The following is a 3913-nucleotide window of genomic DNA, read 5'->3' on the forward strand; positions in this document are numbered from 1 at the left end:
GTTTATGTAGCTACTGAAGAAAAAGGCCTGTTTATGCTCGAAAAGAATAGCACCATTGCAAAACGGATCCCATACGGCAAAAATTTCGATTTCACTGTAAAAGCTTTATATGTTGATGAACAACAAACCCTATGGCTTTTTATAAAAGATGTGGGGCTTTGCAGATACGATAATGATAAACATAGACTTCGTTTAGTAACTGCTGCAGTACGCTCAGTAACATGCATTACCAAAGGCACTAACCAAACACTCTGGATTGGAACAGAGCACGGACTTTTTCAATTTGATAAAGCCAATAGTAGCCTCACCAAGTTTAACCAGCATTTAAGCAATGAGAATATTATGAGTTTGTTGTTTGATCGGCAACAAAAACTCTGGATTTCGACTGATGGGGGAGGAATTGCTGTTTACAATACAAAAAATCAAAAAACAAATTACCTATCTGCAGGAAAAGAAAAAGGCTTACTCAGCAGTAATTCTGTCGCCCAGGTTTACGAAGACCGCGAATCTAGAAAGTGGATTGCAACCTTACGTGGTGGGGTTAATATCATCGATCCAGAAAATGAGCAGTTTACCACCATTAAACATAATCCATTAAAAAACAATTCCTTAATTAACAATTTTGTACTCTCCTTTAGCGAAGATGAAAACAAAAACATTTGGATCGGGACTGATGGGGGTGGTTTAAGTGTTTGGAACAGAAAGCAAAATACTTTTGCTAATTATGCCAAAACCAGCGATCCAAACTCTTTAACAAGTAATTTTGTTACCAGTATTTTAAACGATGCAGATCACAACGTTTGGGTGGCCAGTTTTAGCGGCGGGATAGATCGTTTTAATAAAACAACCGGGAAATTTGTTCATTATAACTGTTACAATAACTATAAAGGCGTTGATGACATTAACATTTGGAAGCTTTATCAAGACAAACAACAAAATATTTGGGTAGGCACTACAAAAGGTGGTGCATTGTATCGTTACAATAAAATTGCCGATAAATTTGAACTTTTTGACCATAATCTAAAGGATATCCACAGCTTGTTCCAGGATTCGAAAGGAAGACTTTGGGCAGGGAACTATACCGAACTGATCGAAATCGATCCAATAAACAAAAAACATAGCTATACGAAGATCAATTTTGCCATCAGGGCCATTCAGGAAGATTTTAATCATCAAATATGGATCGGCACCGAAGGTGGAGGTTTATTGCTTTTTGATCCCGAAACCAAAAAAATAAAGCGGTACATCCAGAGCGATGGGTTACCAAGTAATTCGGTGCTCAATATCCTCCAGGATGCTCAAGGTAATTTATGGTGTAGTACTTATAATGGTTTATCAAAATTTGATGTTGCACACCAAAGCTTTAAAAACTATTATGCTACCGATGGCTTACAAAGCAATCAGTTTAATTATAATGCTGCATTAAAACTTGCAAACGGTAACTTTTTATTTGGTGGAATTGGTGGCTTCAACTTGTTTTCGCCCGATAGCATCAAGAAAAATAAAAGGATACCAAAAATGGTGCTGACTGATTTTCGGATCAACAATATTCCGCTCGATCAGGATTCAGGTTATAACGATATTTCTGTTGTTAATTTAGCACGCATAGAAATCCCATTTAGTGCTGCGGTGATTTCTATCGATTATGCAGCAATAGAATTCTCTTTTCAGGATCAGATTTCTTATGCCTATTACCTCGAAGGTTGGGATAGAGACTGGAATTATGTAAACAAATTAAGCACAGCCTATTATTCCAGGTTAAATGAAGGTGAGTATAAACTGCATATTAAAAGTACCGATACCGAAGGTGCCTGGAGCAACAACGAAAAGATCGTAATGATTAGGATTTTACCCCCTTGGTACCGCACCTGGTGGGCCTATGCCATTTACCTTATTATAGGATCTTCCCTGTTTTATCTTTTTCAAACCTATCGCAACCGCCAGAGAAGATTAAAACACGAGGTAGAAATTACCAACCTTAAAATGGAGCGTGAAAAGGATCTGAATGAGAAAAAACTGAATTTCTTTACCAATATTTCGCACGAGCTGAGAACGCCGTTAACCTTAATTGTTAATCCGATTAAAGATATTATCCATAAGAAAGACCCAGGGCAAGAGAAGAACGATTTAAATATTGTTTACCGCAATTCGAGGCGTTTGTTAAGTTTGGTAGATCAGCTATTGCTGTTTAGAAAAACGGAAAGTGAGAACGACGCCTTGAAGATTGTAAGGATCAACCTCTACAAATTTACCAACGAGATTTTCCTCTGCTTTAATTATTTGGCAAAGCAGAACCATATCGAATATACTTTTGAGTGCGAGGAGGAAGAACTGGATATTTATGCAGATAAAGACAAGCTCGAAATCGTTTTCTTTAACCTGCTCTCTAACGCGCTTAAATTTACCCCAAAAGGCGGTTTTGTGAAATTTAGCGTTAAAACCCTCGGTATGCGGGTGCAGATTGAGGTGAGCGATAGTGGTCCGGGCATACCGGCGCATGTGGGTGAAAAATTGTTCGATAAATTTTATAAAGTAATGTCGAACGAATCGCTGAAGATGGGTTTCGGTATTGGTCTTTACCTGGCCAAAAACTTTGTAGAATTACATAAAGGGAAAATTTCGTTCCGTTCCAATCAGGGAATGGGTACCATATTTTTGATCGATATTCCGGTTGGGGAGCCAAACTTGCAGCAAAGCGGTGTTTTCCAAAACGAATTAACCTATGTAAATGAGCTCATTGCGCAAGAGGAAGAAGCAGAAAATAACGATGCCGAGAATGTGGGCAACCTCGAATGAAGTTGGTGCCTACGATTTTATCAGTAAACCCTTCGATAAAGAGCTTTTTACAGCTAAAATTAATAGCATTATTAAAAACAGGACCAACCTTCAGTCTTATTTTTACAATGAAATAACCTTAAAGAGTGATGCCCATAAAGTATCTCAGGAGGATAAGGGCTTTCTTCAAAAGTGCATTACCATTATAGAAGAAAACCTGATGGAAGACAGTTTTAACGTAAAAACACTGGCATCTGATCTTGGAATGAGCCATTCTAATCTCTACAAAAGGATCAAGGCCACTTCAGGTCAGTCTATAAATGGTTTTATCCGTTTTATCAGACTCAGAAAGGCTGCCGAATTGTTGATCAATACCAATTTAAATATTAACGAAGCTGCCTTTAGAGTAGGTATAAATGATAGTAAATACTTTAGAGAACAGTTTCAAAAGCTGTTTAAATTAACACCGTCAGAATTTATAAAGAAACACCGGAAAAGTTTTCATAAATACTATAATATTAATGCCACAACATAAAAGTTACGCTATTTTGGCTTTTAAATACGTTTATCTTAAAACGCCCCCTGCAAAGTATGATTTAACCCCCTGTGTAAAGCTTAAAAATTTCGGTACTTCGGCTTCACCAAATGTAAGAAACCGAGCAGCCTAAAACGTATAATGTATCAATCCCTAAATAAAAGTATATTTTTAATCTGCACATTCATCGGTATCAACCTGATGAGTGTTGCACAAGAAACACAACTRAGTACCATTGCCAGTAACGGCTGGGCAAACAACTCGGTAAATACTGTTATTTTCCGTAAAAATTCGTTAATCAGCTTTAAAGATAGCCAGTATGCTGCTTATTATGATCAAGAACAAAATGTGGTACTGGCCAAACGCAAAATCGGCTCAACCCGTTGGGTATTAGTTACCACGCCCTATAAAGGTGATGCCACCGACGCTCATAAATCAATTAGCATTATGGTAGATGGTGATGGTTTCCTTCATATTGCCTGGGGCCAGCATAATAACAATCTAAATTATGCCAAATCAGTTTCAGCAGGTTCATTAACCTTAGGGAATAAAAAAGTTATGCTTTCTGTAAAGGAAAATAAAGTCAGTTATCCTGAGTTTTAT

The 3913-nt window shown here is 37.3% G+C and carries 3 protein-coding genes; all 3 read left to right on the top strand.

The genetic code is table 11. From position 1 onward, the window contains the following. Window positions 1-2796, top strand: a 2796-nt coding sequence (locus tag AC1DND_RS24795) for a ligand-binding sensor domain-containing protein (protein ID WP_477585223.1), incomplete at its 5' end; no start/stop codon positions are given. Beyond that, entirely contained in the window at window positions 2777-3310 is a 534-nt protein-coding gene (locus tag AC1DND_RS24800) for a helix-turn-helix domain-containing protein (RefSeq protein ID WP_477585224.1), read from the top strand. The genes AC1DND_RS24795 and AC1DND_RS24800, both read left to right, overlap by 20 nt. 201 nt (window positions 3311-3511) lie before the next feature. After that, window positions 3512-3913, top strand: a 402-nt coding sequence (locus AC1DND_RS24805; RefSeq protein ID WP_477585225.1) for a BNR-4 repeat-containing protein, incomplete at its 3' end; no start/stop codon positions are given.

It is taken from the genome of Pedobacter sp. 01N416 (genome assembly GCF_056399685.1).